We start from the raw sequence: 15,529 nt of genomic DNA, 5'->3' as shown, positions 1-15,529 counted from the left end.
GATATGGGGAGATTCTCAATCCGTCTGAAAATAACAATCTGGTTTACTGCAGCATTGGTGGTAATAGTACTATTTGCATATCTGGTGATTTTTGTCGTCAGCCGTCAGATTTTGATAAAAACAATACAGGATAGTCTGGTGGAGACAGTGGAAAATAATGTGGATGAGATTGAATATTTTTCTGGGATGGATGAAATCCGTACAGATGCGGATATTGATTATTTGATTGATTACCGGAAAGGGTATCTGGAAATTGACGACGATTTTCTGAGCAAGGTAAATGAAGTCTATACAGGATTGTATGATGAAAAGTCAAGGCTTATTTATGGAGAAAATCCAATAGCTGCAAAAGTGGCAGATCTGGAATTTGTGGATTCCGAGATTCAAAAAGTAATGAAGGATGGAACGGGGTATTATATTTTTGACCGGAAACTCACAGCAGAAGGACTTAACGGATTATGGCTTCGTGGAGTGGTATCAGAGGAACAGGGAGAGCGTCAGAGCTTTGGGATTATGCGGATTGCACTGGTTCTTCTGCCGGTTCTGGTCGTAATAGCATCTGCGGGAGGATATTTTATTGCTGGACGTACATTAAATCCAATTCAGAAAATAGCTGGGACTGCAAGAAAGATTGGAGAAGAAAATGATTTGAAATGCAGGATCAATCTTGGAAAAGGGAATGATGAACTGCACCAGCTTGCGGATATATTTAATGAGATGTTTGAACGACTGGAAAGTACATTTGAAAAGGAACAACAATTTACATCTGACGTTTCACATGAACTAAGAACACCGATGGCTGTCATTTCAGCACAGTGTGAGTATACACTTGAAAAAGAAAGAAGCGTAGGGGAATATGAAGATGCCTTGCGGGTAATCAGGCGTCAGGCGCGGAAAATGACAAAACTTATTGATCATATGCTGGACTTTGCCAGACTGGAAATGAAATCAGGAAAATATGCAGAGGAAGCTGTTGATATGGAAGAACTGGTGGCATCTATTTGCTCTGATATGAAGCTGATAAGAGAAAAGGAAATTATGCTTGATTATGAGACGGAGCAGGCAGTGTTTTATGGAAATCGTGAACTTTTATCAAGAATTCTCGTTAATCTTGTCAGCAATGCCTATCGTTATGGGAAAGAGAATGGGCATATCTTTGTGAAATTAAAGAAAGAAGAAACGGAACTTGTTTTGTCTGTAACGGATGATGGGATAGGAATTGCAGAAGAAGAGCAGGAAAAGATCTTCCGGCGGTTTTATCAGACTGATGTATCGCGAGGAGGCGAGGGAAGTGGACTTGGGCTTGCCATGGTTTATGAAATTGTGAAGTTTTACAGAGGAAAAATCCAAGTGAAAAGTGAGGCAGGCAGTGGGAGTGTTTTTCAGGTAAAACTGCCGCTTTGATAAAAGCAGACATATGGAAATCAATAATGATTATAAAAAATTTGTCGTATTAATAATGTTCTAATAAATGCATGATATAATCAAAGTACAAAGCAAAACAATTAGGAATGAGAAACTCTCATGAAAAAAGGAGGATTTGTTTATGAAGAGAGCAGCAAAACAGGTTTTAATTGTACTTTTGGTTGTGATGGCGGTAATTGGTACGGGAAACATTTCAGCACAGGCAGATTATAACTGGAAACCGAAGAAGGTTTCCATAGCGCAGTCGGCAAAAAAGGTTTCTCAGGGCAAGGAGTTTGAAATCAGAGCGAAAGTAACTCCAATAGATGCTGAGGACGATTATATCCGCTGGGAAATTATTTCAGGAAAAAAATATGTAAAATTTGAGGATCGTGACCGCACAGGCGATGAAATGGATTTCATTGCCGTAAAACCAGGAAAAGCAAAAATCCGGTGTTATGTACAGGGAAAGAGTAAGAAGAAATATGGTGATACAATAACTGTAACTGTGACGAAGAAAAAGAGTGATTATTCATTGGCAAAGGTTGGAGAATCAGTCAAATATGTAGAAGCATGGGATGATTTTGATTTAGAGGTCAAAAAAGGATCCTCAATAAAGAACAGTCAGTTAAAATGGGAGATCAGTGATACAAGTATTGTCTCGTTTGCAGAAAGAAAAACAACCGGAACGGACGTTGAGTTTTATGCGGAAAAGACAGGAACAGTACGGGTAACCTGTACATGTACAAGTGGTAAGGCAAAGGGTAAAAAAGTAGTATATACCGTGAATGTTATTGCGGATGATGATGACTACGATGATGATGACTACGATGATGATGACTACGATGATGACTATTATGATGACTATGATTGAGCATGATTGAGAGCGAAAGCTCTTCGGGGGCATTTTTGACAGTTTATGCAAAAAATGCCCCCATTTGTGTAATACTCCCTCGTCATCTTTTGTTTGTGCTATGCTGAAATTACGAAAGTGAAAGATGCGCAGATCACAAATAAAGAGAGGATCAATCATGAGTTTAAAATACGAATCTATCATAAAACAGATGTCACTCGAAGAAAAAGCCCTGATGATGTCCGGCAAAAACACCTGGGAGACAGTGGATTTTGAAAAATACGGAATCCCGTCCATGGCAATGTCTGACGGACCGCACGGATTGAGAAGACAGGCGGGAGCCGGAGACCATTTGGGATTAAATGCAAGTCTCCCTGCGACCTGTTTTCCGACCGCAGCCTCGGTTGCAAACAGCTGGGATGAAACATTAGGTGAGGAGATCGGAACGGCATTAGCAGAGGAAGCCGTGACCATGGATGTCAATGTGATCTTAGGACCGGGATTAAACATCAAGAGAAGCCCGCTCTGTGGAAGAAATTTTGAATATTTTTCCGAAGATCCGTACCATGCAGGAAAAATGGCGGCAGCCTATGTAAGGGGAATCCAGAGCAAAGGAATCGCAGCCTGCCCGAAGCATTTTGCAGCAAACAGCCAGGAATTGCGCCGTATGGCAAATGATTCCGTTGTGGATGAGAGAACCTTCCGCGAGATCTATACGACCGGATTTGAGATCGCGGTAAAAGAAGGAAAAGCGAAGTCGATCATGTCTTCTTATAATGAAGTAAACGGTGTCTATGCCAATGAGAACCGCCACATGTTACAGGAAATCTTAGTCGATGAATGGGGCTTTGACGGATATGTGGTATCCGACTGGGGTGGAAGCAACGACCACGCACTCGGAGTGAAAAACGGAAGTCATCTTGAGATGCCGGGCACCGGAAAATCCGGAATGCATGATATCGTAAATGCCGTGAAAAACGGAACATTAGAGGAGAGTGTGTTAGATCAGCGCTTAGATGAACTGCTCCGTGTCATTTTTGCGACGCATCAGGCGACCGTGGATGGAAAAGGAACTACTTTCAATAAGGAAGCGCATCATAAACTTGCACGCAAAGCGGCCGAGGAGAGCATCGTCCTTTTAAAAAATGAAGAGCAGATCCTTCCATTAAAACAGGGGACAAAAGTGGCTGTGATCGGAGACTTTGCAAAGACTCCGCGATATCAGGGAGCAGGATCTTCCTTAGTGAATCCGGCAATGCCGCCGGAGTCCATATTAGAGGAGATAAAAGACAGCGGACTTACGATGACAGCCTGTGAACAGGGTTATATCAGAAACAGAAAACCAAATGCTAAACTGGTAAAGGCAGCTGTTGATGCAGCAAAAAATGCGGATGTGGTGCTGTTTTTCGGAGGTCTTGACGAGATCAGCGAATCGGAGGGACTCGACCGTGCCCATATGCATATGCCTGTGGCACAGGATGAACTGATCAATGAGCTTACCACAGTAAACAAAAATGTGATTGTAGTCCTCTCAGCGGGATCTTCCGTGGAAATGCCGTGGTATCCGTATGTCAAAGGAATTGTGCACGGTTACCTCGGCGGTCAGGCGGGAGCGTCTGCGATGCTTAATGTTCTGACCGGAAAAGTATGTCCATCCGGAAAATTGAATGAAACCTATCCGCTTCATTATGAAGATACGCCGGCATACGAATACTATCCGAGCAAAGAGAGAAGCAGCGAATACCGGGAGGGACTTTATGTAGGATACCGCTACTACACGACAGTAGGTAAAAAAGTGCGTTTCCCGTTTGGTTTCGGACTCAGTTATACCACATTTACTTACCGTGATCTGGCGGTAGATCAGGATGGTGTGACATTTAAAATTAAAAATACCGGAGATGTGACCGGAACAGAGATTGCACAGCTTTATGTCGGAAAAGAATCTGATTCCGTGTTCCGTCCGCTGCGCGAACTGAAAGGCTTCGCGCGGGTGGAACTGGCTCCGGGAGAAGAAAAAGAAATAAGGATTTTATTTGACGATAAGACATTCCGTTTTTATGATACACGGACAGACAGCTGGGAAGTGGAAACGGGAACCTATCAGATCATGATCGGAAGCAATGCGGAAGAAATGCTGCTTGAGGGATCACTTGCGGTAAATGGAACTGTCACAGAGGGTGGTTACAGCAGAGAAAGCCTGCCGGAATATTTTAATGGTGAGATCAAAAATATTTCTGATGATACATTCCGCAGACTGTATGGCAGAGAGATCCCGGATGGAAGCTGGAGCGGAGAAATCCGTATGAATGATGCAGTCTGCCAGCTTTATTATGGAAAAGGAATTTTTGGTAAACTGTTTTACGGGGTACTGCGTATTTTGTTAAAGATCAGCGAATGGCAGGGAAAACCGAATCTGAACGTATTGTTTAATTACAATATGCCGATCCGCGGCTATGCAAAAATGACAGGTGGTTTTGTCACAATGAAGATGGCAGAAGCTTTGACCGAGATGGCAAACGGACACCGCATTAAGGGAACAGCGCACCTGATCAAAGCGGCAGTGAAACGTGATTAGGTAAAATGTAATCAGATAAAAAAGTGGTAAATAACAGGGACTTGTACTAAAATAAATTTGGTGCAGGTCCCCATTTGCGTTCACAAAACGTTTGTGGGGGATGATATCATGAGCGCAAGTGAGTCAACATGTTCACATGATTGCCGAACGGCGAATTGGAGCAGGTACACTGGAAAAGAAAATGGAGAAAAATATATGATAAAAATTGCAATCGTAGAAGATGAAGCGATGTATGCAAAACAGCTTGAAGAGTTTTTGCGGCAATATGAAAAAGAAAATGGGGAGGCTTTTGATATCACGATCTATTCGGATGGGGATCAGATCGTCAATAAATATCGGTCGCAGTATGACATTATTCTGATGGATGTGGAGATGAAATTCATGGATGGCATGTCAGCGGCGGAGGAGATCCGAAAAGTGGACACGGAGGTCGTTATCATTTTTATCACAAACATGGCACAGTATGCGATCCGTGGCTATGCGGTGGATGCACTCGACTATGTATTAAAACCGGTGTCTTATTTTGCATTTTCACAGAGACTGAGCCGTGCGATCGGGCGCATGAAAAAAAGAGAGACAAAGATGATCATGGTCAGCATGAAAGGCGGGACGGTGCGGATCAATATCGCAAATATTTATTATATCGAAAGCCAGGGGCATACGCTGATCCTGCACACAATTCTTGGCGACTATGAGACAACAGGCACAATGAAAGAGATGGAAGAAAAATTAGCTGATATGAACTTCTGCCGTGGTAACAAGGGGTATCTCATCAATTTAGCGCATGTGGACGGGATCACGGACGGCTGTGCCATGGTAAAAGGTGAGCAGCTGGTATTAAGCCGTGCGCGCAAAAAAGAATTTATGGAAGAACTGACAAAATACTGGGGAGAGGTTATCAAATGATGGAACATATTATGCCGGATATACCAAGAATCTACACAGCGGTCGCAGAGTGGATGGCATGCATGTTATTTATCCTGCCGGTCAAAAAGAGATTTCAAAAATGGCAGACGGCAGGCATTATGGCGGCTGTGCTTCTGATACAGAGTGTGTTTTTAGTCATGACGGATGATATTAAGATTTATTTCTGGATTCCTTGTATGATCGTGGCTGTATTTTTAATGATCGTATTTATCTACAGCTGCTGCGAAATTACTTTTACCGATGCTGCCTATTTTGGGATGATCGCATTTGTTGTCGCGGAATTTATGGCATCGTTCGAATGGCAGGTTGTATGTTACTTTTTCGACGAGGCGATGACAAACTGGTGGCTTTGCAGAGGTCTTCTGGTTCTGATCTATGGTGCGATCGCACTGATCCTGTATAAAATTCTGCGGGTACATATGCCTAAAGATGGGAAAATGAATATCAGCCACCGGGAATATATTTCCGCCGGACTGATCGCAGTTGCGGTGTTTGCTGTCAGCAACATGAGTTTTCTAACGGAAAATACACCGTTTTCCGGGCGCTATTCGTTTGAGATCGGAAATATCCGTACATTAGTAGATCTTGGCGGTATCGCGATCCTTTATGCGCATCTGATCCAGTGCCGGGAACTGCGTGTGAGAAAAGAACTAGAATCCGTGCAGAATGTGCTGCAGAATCAGTATGTGCAGTACAAGCAGTCGAGAGAGAGCATCGAACTGATCAATTATAAATATCACGATTTAAAACACCAGATCGCATTCCTGCGGAGTGAGGATGATCCGAAAAAACGCGAAGAATATTTAAACCGCATGGAGGATGAGATAAGACAGTATGAGACACAGAATAAGACCGGAAACAAAGTGCTCGATACGGTGCTCACTACCAAAAGCCTCTATTGTGCGAAACATGGGATCACGTTTACCTGTGTTGCGGACGGCACACTGCTTGATTTTATGGATGTGATGGATATCTGCAGCATTTTTGGAAACGCGCTCGATAACGCGATTGAGTGTGAACTGAAAATACCGGACAAAGAGAAGCGGCTTGTGCATGTGACGGTTTCCAAGCAGAAAAATTTCCTGATCCTCCGGTTTGAAAATTATTACGAAGGGAACTTAGAGTATCAGGAGGGAAAACTGGTCACGACCAAAAAAGAGAAAGAATATCACGGGTACGGACTCAAAAGTATCCGCTATACGGTCAACAAATATGACGGTGCGGTCAGCATTGATACAAAAGAGAACTGGTTTGATTTAAAGATCCTGATCCCGATGAGAGATAAGGCTATATGAAAACAAAAATGTAAAAATCTATTTGGGGTGTTGAAATGAAAAATGAGAAGAAAAAATTACCGATTGGAATAGAAAATTTTGAAGAAATACAGTCAGCTGGATTTTATTATATAGATAAATCATATTTGATCAAAGAACTTCTGGAAAATTGGGCAAAAGTCACACTCTTTACCCGTCCAAGGCGATTTGGAAAGTCCCTGAATATGAGTATGTTAAAAAAATTCTTTGACATAAACGGAAATAAAGAAATTTTTAAGCATTTAAAGATTGCACAAGAAACCAGGCTGTGTGAAGAGTACATGGGAAAATATCCGGTGATATCTGTTTCTTTAAAAGGAATCAATGCGCAGACTTATGAAAAAGCAATAGAGATGACGGTCCAGCTTATCAAAGGGGAGGCAAGAAGGTTTCAATATCTGTTAGAAAGCAGCAGGCTCACGGGATATGATAAAAAAGCATATACGGCATTACTTGAAACGGATGTGGATGAGGGAACACTATGCAGCAGTTTAAAAGTGCTTTCCGAACTTCTTGAAAAGCATTATGGGAAAAAAGTAATTATTCTGATTGATGAATATGATGTTCCACTGGCAAAAGCATTTGAACGGGACTATTATGATCAGATGGTTATCTTTATCCGCAACCTGTTTGAGTATGCGCTTAAGACAAATGACAGCCTGAAATTTGCGGTGCTGACTGGATGTATGCGCATTTCCAGGGAAAGTATTTTTACAGGACTGAATAATCTGAAAGTTCTTTCCATTGCAGATGTACAGTTTGACGAGTATTTCGGATTTACCGATGAAGAAGTAAGGGAGATGCTGGAATACTATGAACTTTCCGATCATTACGAGGATATTAGGGAGTGGTATGACGGATATCAGTTCGGAAAAGCAGAAGTTTATTGTCCATGGGATGTAATCAATTATGTGGACACGTTGCGGGCGGACCCGCTGGCAGAGCCTAAAAATTACTGGTCAAATACAAGCAGCAATGAGGCGGTCAAAAGATTTATCAGGGAATCGGATAAAGTAACGCTAAGGCGTGAGATAGAGCGGCTTGTTGCAGGTGAAGTGATCGAGAAAGAAATCCATCAGGAACTGACTTATAAAGAAATGTATGACAGTATTGACAATCTATGGAGTGTATTATTTACAACAGGATATCTTACACAAAGAGGACGGGCAGCGGGGGATACGTTCCAGCTGGTGATTCCGAATATGGAGATCCGGAAGATTTTTACAGACCAGATTATGGATTTTTTTAAAGAAAATGTACCGAAGAATGGCGTGCTGTTAAATACATTCTGTGAAGCATTAAGAAACGGAGAAACAGAAACGATAGAAAAATGCCTGTGTGATTATCTGCGGCGGGCCATCAGTATCCGGGATACTTTTGTGAGAAAAAAGATGAAAGAAAACTTTTATCACGGTATCTTACTTGGAATTCTCGGGTATGAGGAATCGTGGAGTGTTTCTTCGAATAAAGAATCAGGCGATGGTTACAGTGATATTGTGATCGAGACGGATGACGGTGAAATGGGAATCATTCTGGAACTTAAGTATGCACAGGATGGAGATTTGGAAACGGCATGCCAGTCTGCGTTAGAACAGATCGGTGGGAACAATTATATAGACATTCTTGAAGAGGATGGTGTGGAAAAGATTCTGAAATATGGAATCGCATTTTATAAAAAGAGATGCAGGGTAATGATTGGGGAAAAATCCTGATGCGGGATAAAAAACTTGACTTGGAGTCCACTTTATGAGCTATACTAGAGGGGAAAAAGAAAGGAGAATTATGGAAAAGTCAGGAATTTTAAAAAATAAGCTGTTTTTGTATCTCACGGAATTTTTTGCCGGAATGTCCGTGATGGCAGTAGAACTGGGTGCGAGCAGGCTGTTGGCGCCGTATTTCAGCTCGTCGCAGATCGTGTGGACGATCATCATCGGAACGATCATGATCGCAATGGCGCTTGGAAATATTTATGGAGGAAAAAGTGCGGACCGGTCGCCGGACCCGGACAAACTGTACCGCAGAATACTGATCGCTGCGATCTGGATCGCACTGATACCGGTCGTCGGAAAATACATTATCCTTGGAATATCGGCACTGCTGATCTTTACCGTCAGCAGCAATTTCCTCATTATTGCCGCATTTGTGGCATGTATGGTGATTTTTGTATTCCCACTGTTTTTACTCGGCACAGTGACGCCATCCCTTGTGAAATACTCGGTGGACAGTCTTGACGACAGTGGAAAAACGGTCGGAACGCTGGGAGCATTCAACACGATCGGAAGCATTATCGGAACATTTGTGCCGACTTTTGTGACGATTCCGGCAGTCGGAACCTCTATCACGTTTCTCATTTTTGCGGGAATTCTGATCGCATTAGCCGCAGTGTATTTTTTGAGCAGCCACAGGGGACAGAAGAAGGTGGCAGTATCGGCAGTTATTTTCGTACTCTGCTGTGGACTTGGCTATTCGGATTCTTTTGCATTCTGGCAGAATGACTTAAGTTACGAAGGGGAATCCATTTATAATTATTTACAGGTCTCCGAGGATGACAGGCGCGTGATCTTATCCACGAATGTCCTGTTCGGTGTGCAGTCACTCTACATGAAAGACGGCGGTCTGACCGGAATGTATTACGATTATGCGATGGCGGCGCCGCTCATGATCCCGGATAAAAAGGCAGAGGATATGAATGTTCTGATCCTTGGAATGGGAACCGGAACTTACGCGACCCAGTGTAAAAAATATTTCGGTGATATGTCAATCGAGGGCGTGGAGATCGACGATAAGATCACGGCGCTTTCCAGACAATATTTTTCCCTGCCGGACGATGTCAAAGTGACGACCTATGATGGCAGGGCATATTTACAGGCGATCGACGAGAAATATGACGTTATCATGGTGGATGCCTACCAGGATATCACCATCCCGTTTCAGATGTCATCGGTCGAATTTTTTACGATGGTCAAAGAGCATTTAAACGAGAACGGCGTGATGGTCGTAAACATGAATATGCGCGGAAACAATGAGGGCAATATCAACCAGTATTTGTCGGATACCATTGCATCCGTATTTGACCATATCGTGACCGTGGATGTGGACGGTTCCACAAACCGGGAGCTGTATGCTTCCTCCAATGCAGACATGGTAAAGACATTAGAGAATAACGCAAATGAGACCGGACATTCCGATCTGCGCGATATGATGCTTCATGTGGCAGACACCAGCAGTGTGTATGAGGCGGGAGATTATATCATGACGGACGACAAGGCGCCTGTGGAGCTTCTCGGCATGCAGGTGATCGACCAGCTGATCCAGGGGGAAGTTGCATATTATAAGGATATTTTTGAAAAAGACGGGATCAACGGACTGCTGGAGTCACTATAAAAAGATTTTAGAAGACAGGAAATCAAGCGCATGCGCAAACAGCTTTTACAGGAACTGAAACTCATATCAGAAGAAGAAAAGAAGTATCAGTCAGGACAGGGAAACATCGAAAAACAGTTATATGCGAAGGATTCGATCAGTGAGATCGACCGGGAACTGCTGTTAGAGAGAGGACGGCTCGTCACGGTGCGCCCGCACAGCCGTTTTGTGGAATTCCCGGAGCACAGGCACAATTATGTGGAGATGATGTATGTGGTGCAGGGAAACATCACACATATCATTGAGGGAAAAGAGCTGACCCTTCACAAGGGAGATGTGCTGATGTTAAACCAGCAGGTGCGTCATGCGATCCGGCGGGCGGAATATGAGGATATCGGGATCAATTTTATTGCGCTACCGGAGTTTTTTGAAATCCCGCTCTCCATGCTGCATGAGAAAAATGTACTGGCGGAATTTATTGTCGGTGCGTTCCGGCAGAAAGATCCCGTTTCACATTACCTGCTGTTCCAGCTGCAGGAAGATCCGCAGGTGGAAAATCTTATGGAAAATATGATTGATTCCATGTTACATGAACATGCAAATGAGGATGTAATTAATCAGTATTCTATGGGACTTGTATTTTTATATCTGCTGAATCATCTTGAAAGCTTAAGCCATAATTCTTCCATGGATTATAAGGAGACGGTTGTACAGGCAGTACTTGGATATATTAACAGTGACTGCAAAAATGCAAATCTTACCAAGATAGCAGCAGATACCCATCAGTCCATGACGGTACTTAGCAGACTCATCAAGCAAAAGACCGGATATAATTTTCAGGAACTTTTGCAGCACAGGCGGTTTGAGACAGCTGAACATTTATTATTGGAGACAGATTTGTCAGTGGAAGAGATTGCGTTAGATGTTGGTTATGAAAATCAGAGCTATTTTTTCCGGCAGTTTAAAGAAAGATATGGAATGACACCGCGAAAGTATCGGTTAGAACATTATAAAAGATAGACAATGCAGAAAATAAGGACAGTTTTTTAGTCGAATGAGAGTCTAAAAAGCTGTCCTTATTTTTGTTATCTTAAAAAAAGATACATAGTCTATAAGTTTACAAGGGGGTATCCTATGAATACAATACGTGCAATTATTTTTGACTTGGATGGTGTTATATGCTTTACGGATCAGTATCATTATCAGGCATGGAAAGAAATGGCAGACGCAGAAGGAATTTATTTCGATGAGACAATTAATGGCAGACTACGGGGAGTAAGTCGTATGGAAAGTCTGGACATTATTTTGGAGAAAGCATCAAGAGAATATACACAGGAGGAAAAAGAACAACTTGCCGCAAGGAAGAATGAAAGTTATGTTCGTCTGTTGGAAAAGATGTCTCCGGATGATCTGTCGCAGGAGGTAAAAAAGACACTGGAAATATTACGTCAGCGAGGGTATAAGCTTGCGATTGGATCAAGCAGTAAAAATACGAAAAAGATTCTGACACAGATTGGATTAAACGGATACTTTGATGCAATCAGTGACGGAACGAATATTACGAAATCAAAGCCGGATCCGGAAGTATTTTTGAAAGCGGCTGAGATGCTTGGTGAAAAACCTGAAAATTGTCTGGTCGTAGAGGATGCGCTTGCCGGTATTGATGCTGCTTATGCTGGTGATTTTCAGAGTGCTGGAATCGGAGATGCCGCAGGTCATAGCCAAGTGACATATCCGATTCAGGCATTTAAAGATCTGCTTTCTATTTGTTCTATCTGCTAACGTCAGATGGGCAGATGACAGGTGTGATTTGAATAAGTCGAATCTCTAATAGTTCTAATTCTGCATTCAATCTTAGGGTTTCATCAGAAGCGATATGCATCAGCTTCTGATGGAATCCTGGAGAGGATGCTTTTTTTAACAAGTCAAATTCATAAGGAGTGGTAAGTTCTAATCCACCCATGGAAACCCATTGGTCATAAGAACTCCCATGTGTTCGATTTACATAAGTCTCAGAAATTTTGTATGTACCTTGCGGAATATTAGAAAGACATAGTTCGATTGTGACTGGATCAGAATCTGCAAATACAGTATAGCGATCTGTTTCTGTCATATCAAAACGTTCTCCGTTGGCATAAAGATAGTTAAAATGTTTGTAATTGTACAACATAATCTGATAACTGTTGTGTTTACGGGTAATGAAATAACCGTCTCCTCGTCCTAAAAACTGATCTCCTAACTGCCGTAAGAGAGTATAAGCATAATAACTTGCTTTTGGAATTCCATTTACCGTGAACAGACCTAGTCCACCGAAAAAGAGTTTGTTGGGCAGAGCGTCATCTGCCATAAGATCGGTAAGAGCCTGATAAGTAAAACTATCTAGTCGGTCATAATTTTCCAAAATATTTTTTACAATGTAGCACGATTTAAAACATGTATCATTGAGCAAATCCTGCTGGCTTGGTGTGTTGTTCCATTCTGACAGGTAGATTGGCATATTACCAAGTCCAAGCTGGCGTCGTTCACGGAGAACCTGCATAACAAAATCTTTTAACCCATCAGGAGATTCAGAAAGACTCATTGCATACACAAAACCAAACGATTCCTTGGAATGATTTTTATCGGAAATCATTTTAGTGTCGTAGTATGTAAAACTTAAACAGTCTGGAAGACAGGAATTTTTTTTACACCATTCCAAAAAGTTCAGATACCAGTTTTCATAGCTTTCGCCTACAATGTAGTAGGTTGGAGGAAGACTAAATTCGATATCAGGGCAAAAATCTTTAATACAATCATAAGTGCTTTTATAGAATAGAAAAAAGTCATTTTCGTTTGTAAAGCCAAATAGGTCGGAAGAAGTATTCGGTTGGTTCCATAGACCAAATTTCCAGGTCTTTATGGTATCTAACCCGTAACGGTCAGTGATGTGAAGCAAAAATTCATGGACCAGCTGACACCATGCACTGACAGAGTGGGGCTGGCTGACATTTGCACCAAACAATCGTCTGTTTGGATATTTTGCAAGTTTTTCCGGCATGTAGGATAATTGAAGCCAGGGTTTTAGGTGATTGACGATAACAAAATCCAAAATCTTATCAAGATAAGAAAAGCTATAGACCGGGACTTTACTTGCAGTTTCATTGTATATATGCAGATCATCAGAAAAGATGCCACATAATTTAATATATTCAAATCCAACTGTTTCCTGAATCTGTGTTAACATTTTTTGAACATCACAAATTAGTACATCACTTGCCCGCCCAACGGTCATCATTTTTTTCCAGGTGTGAAGCAGAGTATAGGAACTTCCGTTTACAGAAATCTCAATTTCAGTTTTTTTCACAGGAGATACAACCTGAAAAAATGTATCTTCTTTCAAATATTTTTTTAATCCGTAAATATAGTTATGTTGTTCTACACGTTGGGCAGTATTCTCTTTCTTCTTTTTTTGTTCACGGCGATAGTCTTTTGGTAACATCCCGTATTGCTTTTTAAAAAAAGTTACAAAGGCATGACTGTTGGAAAAACCGCTGTCAATCGCTATTTCATCAATATTCTTATCAGTGGTTGAGAGTTCCTGTACTGCGTGCATAAGGCGGTATTGGTTAAGATAGCTTAAAAAATTCATTCCGTAATATTCCACAAAAAACTTAGAAAGATATGGAACGGACAAATGGACTGCATCAGCAAGTTCTTGTAAGGTTATATTTTCCGTGTAATGCTGCTGGATCAACTGTGAGATTTCGGAAATACGTAAAGCATACTTGTGATTTTTCTTTTCTTTAGCAGTAGAGAGTTTGATGCGGAAGTTCCGATACAGTACATCCATAATATTGTAGATATAAGACCAGTTTCGTAATTCATACCCATCTTTTTTATCAATATTTGTTTTGATAATGTGCGCTATCAGAGTGCGGAGTTGGACAATAGCTTCCTGATTATCGGTCATCGTACTGATAAAGAAAAAGCGAGGATGGAATGGAACGGGTAGAATCTGTTCAAACAAAGTCTGGTTGAATAAAACGGTTACAATCACACAGTTGACACCATGAAGTTCATGAAGCGAGAGTGGATTAACACAGAACACGTCATCTTCTGTTAAATTGTATATATGATCATCCAGTTGCAATGTACAGTTCCCGGAAACAATCATTGATAATTCAAAATAGTCATGCATTTGTGAACGAATATGATCAAAACGCTGCATTATACAGCGAATGGGCATGTGCATATCATTTTCTGAAATAAGATCGTAATTTTCTGACATAAAAAATCCCCCATTTAAAACTAAATAAGATATTGTAATGATTAAAACATAAATGTAATGAAAAAATCAATAAAAACATCGAATTTTTAATCTGTTTTGTATGACGGATTGAAAAGATGTGGAAAGAAAAGAAGAGCAGACATAAAAAAGTTAAAAATTAAAGTGAAACAGATAAAAAACAAAATCACATGAAAATTAATGAAAACTTATAATATCTATAAAGACGAGGTGATAAACATGAGTGAACCAATATTAAAAGTTGAAAACATGAATAAAAGATTCGGAAGTACAGTGGCTTTAAAAGATGTGTCACTTTCTGTATATCCGGGGGAAATTCGGGGATTAATTGGGGAGAATGGATCAGGAAAGTCAACCATTACTTCCATTGTAGCAGGAATGCAGGCATGCGATAGTGGTAAGATGATATTTAAAAATCAGGACTGGAAACCTCTTAGTATGATTGATGCACTTCACAAGGGGATTGGAATGATCGTTCAGGAAAGCGGAACAATACCGGGAATTACAGTTGCGGAAAATATTTTTCTGGCAGAGACAGAGAGGTATAAAAACAGGTTTGGATTGATCAATCGCAGGAAGATGAATGCAGATGCAACTGAAGTCATGAAAAAAATTGGGGTAAATGATATTACTGGCGATATGCTTATGCAACAGCTGGATTTTCAGACAAGAAAGCTTGTAGAGATTGCAAAGGTCGTGATGAAACAGCCTCAGATTTTGGTAATTGATGAGACAAGCACTGCCTTATCTCATGATGGAAGGGAAATTTTATATGATATTATGAATCGTTTCCGCAAAGAAAATAAGTC

11 protein-coding genes are annotated in these 15,529 nt (G+C 41.3%); 10 read left to right on the top strand and 1 reads right to left on the bottom strand.

Going from position 1 to position 15,529, the window contains the following annotated elements; genetic code table 11:
- Positions 1 to 3 precede the first annotated feature (3 nt).
- The 9 genes from ACDD58_RS00455 to pgmB all read left to right on the top strand — a co-directional run bounded on the left by ACDD58_RS00455 (position 4) and on the right by pgmB (position 12,217).
- Entirely contained in the window at positions 4 to 1,404 is a 1,401-nt protein-coding gene (locus ACDD58_RS00455) for a sensor histidine kinase (RefSeq protein ID WP_370774956.1), read from the top strand.
- A gap of 142 nt (positions 1,405 to 1,546) precedes the next feature.
- Complete coding sequence (locus tag ACDD58_RS00450) at positions 1,547 to 2,278, top strand: hypothetical protein (RefSeq protein WP_015520057.1); 732 nt, start codon at positions 1,547 to 1,549, stop codon at positions 2,276 to 2,278.
- Between the two features lie 157 nt (positions 2,279 to 2,435).
- Positions 2,436 to 4,832 (top strand): glycoside hydrolase family 3 C-terminal domain-containing protein, encoded by a 2,397-nt coding sequence (locus ACDD58_RS00445; RefSeq protein WP_370774953.1) that lies wholly within the window; start codon positions 2,436 to 2,438, stop codon positions 4,830 to 4,832.
- 195 nt (positions 4,833 to 5,027) lie between these two features.
- Positions 5,028 to 5,738, top strand: a complete 711-nt coding sequence (locus ACDD58_RS00440; protein WP_022111903.1) for a LytTR family DNA-binding domain-containing protein — start codon at positions 5,028 to 5,030, stop codon at positions 5,736 to 5,738.
- Positions 5,735 to 7,054 carry an ATP-binding protein gene (locus tag ACDD58_RS00435; RefSeq protein ID WP_370774949.1) on the top strand — a complete coding sequence of 440 codons (1,320 nt, stop codon included), beginning with the start codon at positions 5,735 to 5,737 and terminating at the stop codon, positions 7,052 to 7,054. The genes ACDD58_RS00440 and ACDD58_RS00435 overlap by 4 nt, the downstream gene beginning before the upstream one ends.
- Positions 7,055 to 7,089: 35 nt before the next feature.
- The gene (locus ACDD58_RS00430; RefSeq protein WP_349202475.1) at positions 7,090 to 8,784 is read left to right on the top strand and encodes an AAA family ATPase; all 1,695 of its coding nucleotides are present in this window, start codon (positions 7,090 to 7,092) and stop codon (positions 8,782 to 8,784) included.
- Between the two features lie 34 nt (positions 8,785 to 8,818).
- The gene (locus tag ACDD58_RS00425) at positions 8,819 to 10,456 is read left to right on the top strand and encodes a spermidine synthase (protein WP_022111899.1); all 1,638 of its coding nucleotides are present in this window, start codon (positions 8,819 to 8,821) and stop codon (positions 10,454 to 10,456) included.
- 30 nt (positions 10,457 to 10,486) lie between these two features.
- Positions 10,487 to 11,455, top strand: coding sequence for a helix-turn-helix transcriptional regulator (locus ACDD58_RS00420; RefSeq protein ID WP_022111898.1), 969 nt, complete (start codon positions 10,487 to 10,489; stop codon positions 11,453 to 11,455).
- Between the two features lie 114 nt (positions 11,456 to 11,569).
- Positions 11,570 to 12,217 carry a beta-phosphoglucomutase gene (gene pgmB, locus ACDD58_RS00415; RefSeq protein WP_015520061.1) on the top strand — a complete coding sequence of 216 codons (648 nt, stop codon included), beginning with the start codon at positions 11,570 to 11,572 and terminating at the stop codon, positions 12,215 to 12,217.
- On the opposite strand, the gene ACDD58_RS00410 is transcribed toward pgmB, so the two are convergent.
- Positions 12,207 to 14,702 (bottom strand): helix-turn-helix domain-containing protein, encoded by a 2,496-nt coding sequence (locus ACDD58_RS00410; protein WP_015520062.1) that lies wholly within the window; start codon positions 14,700 to 14,702, stop codon positions 12,207 to 12,209. The genes pgmB and ACDD58_RS00410 overlap by 11 nt on opposite strands.
- Before the next feature lie 237 nt (positions 14,703 to 14,939).
- Between ACDD58_RS00410 and ACDD58_RS00405 the strand changes: the two genes are divergently transcribed.
- Positions 14,940 to 15,529 (top strand): ATP-binding cassette domain-containing protein (locus ACDD58_RS00405; RefSeq protein WP_370774943.1); only part of this gene is annotated, 590 nt, incomplete at its 3' end.

The sequence above is a fragment of the Roseburia sp. genome, assembly GCF_041325975.1.
Taxonomy (GTDB): domain Bacteria; phylum Bacillota; class Clostridia; order Lachnospirales; family Lachnospiraceae; genus Roseburia; species Roseburia rectibacter.
The sequence above is the reverse complement of the archived record's forward strand: the minus strand, read 5'-3'. Positions and strand labels throughout refer to the sequence as shown.